Below are 1,167 nucleotides of genomic sequence, written 5' to 3' on the forward strand. Positions count from 1 at the left end.
ACAGTTTTGTTTATGATAGAGAAGATGGGGCAAACCAAACCATCCCCGCCATTAGCCTTACTTTCCCAAAGGCTAATCGAGAATATCATAGCCGTCAATTGTTCTCCTTTTTTAGCGGATTACTCGCAGAAGGCATAAATAAAGACATTCAATGCCGGCTATTAAAGATTGACGAAAACGACGATTTCACCCGTCTGATTAAAACAGCTAGTGAGGACACTATAGGAGCCATAACCATTAAAGAGATAAAGGATGAAGTGTAGCGGATGTTATAAAGATGGAATTGAGGGGTATTGCCCACGTTGCCGCAGACAGTTGTTTGACGGCAAGAATATTTCGCATATACTGGATTTTGATGCTCCCAAAGCTGACAATCTACCGTTATACCAGGAAAAAACTAAAAGGCTTTCCATTTCAGGTGTTCAATTGAAATACTCGTTAAAATTAGAAGGGAAGAAATTGGTGTTAACAGAAACCGGCGGACAATACCTTCTAAAGCCAATACCGCCCACTGTCCAGATTGTAGAAGCAGAACAAGCCCCAGAAAATGAGCATTTGACAATGCAGATTGCTTCAAAAGTGTATGGAATTAATACTGCCGCAAATGGAGTTATCTACTTTAAGGACGGTACGCCTGCTTACCTGACAAGAAGATTTGACGTAAAAGCTGACGGTACGAAATATTTGCAAGAAGATATGACTCAAATCAGCGGCCGAACCAGGCAAACCGCTGGTGAAAATTTTAAGTATGAAGGGACTTATGAGGAAATAGGCCATTTGATTGAAAAATATGTTGCTGCTTCCATGCCTGCCAAAGAAAATTATTTCCGGTTGGTAGTTTTCAATTATCTAATTTCTAATGGAGACGCACATTTAAAAAACTTTTCCTTACTCCAAACAGATCTGGGAGACTATACGCTTTCTCCTGCCTATGATCTGATGAGTACCGTAATACATCTACCTACCGAAACAGACGTTGCCCTACAGCTTTTTGACGGAGATTTAGATGAGCCGTTTTATAGCAGTTATGGATTTTATGGCCAATCCAGCTTTCGGGAATTAGCAAAAAAAATCGGCATACTTCCTCAAAGATTAGAGCGGATTCTTACACATTTACTTTCAAAAGGCGAAGATGTAATTAAGATGGTTGAAGACAGTGGCTTATCT

At 40.0% G+C, this 1,167-nt stretch carries 2 protein-coding genes; both read left to right on the forward strand.

Features of this window, described 5'->3' with window-relative positions:
• Positions 1–263: HipA N-terminal domain-containing protein (locus A1D16_RS15750; RefSeq protein WP_290711215.1), on the forward strand; the 263-nt coding region annotated here is incomplete at its 5' end.
• Positions 253–1,167, forward strand: a 915-nt coding sequence (locus tag A1D16_RS15755) for a HipA domain-containing protein (RefSeq protein ID WP_290711217.1), incomplete at its 3' end; no start/stop codon positions are given. The genes A1D16_RS15750 and A1D16_RS15755, both read left to right, overlap by 11 nt.

This window comes from Flavihumibacter sp. CACIAM 22H1, assembly GCF_001601815.1.
Lineage (GTDB): Bacteria > Bacteroidota > Bacteroidia > Chitinophagales > Chitinophagaceae > Flavihumibacter.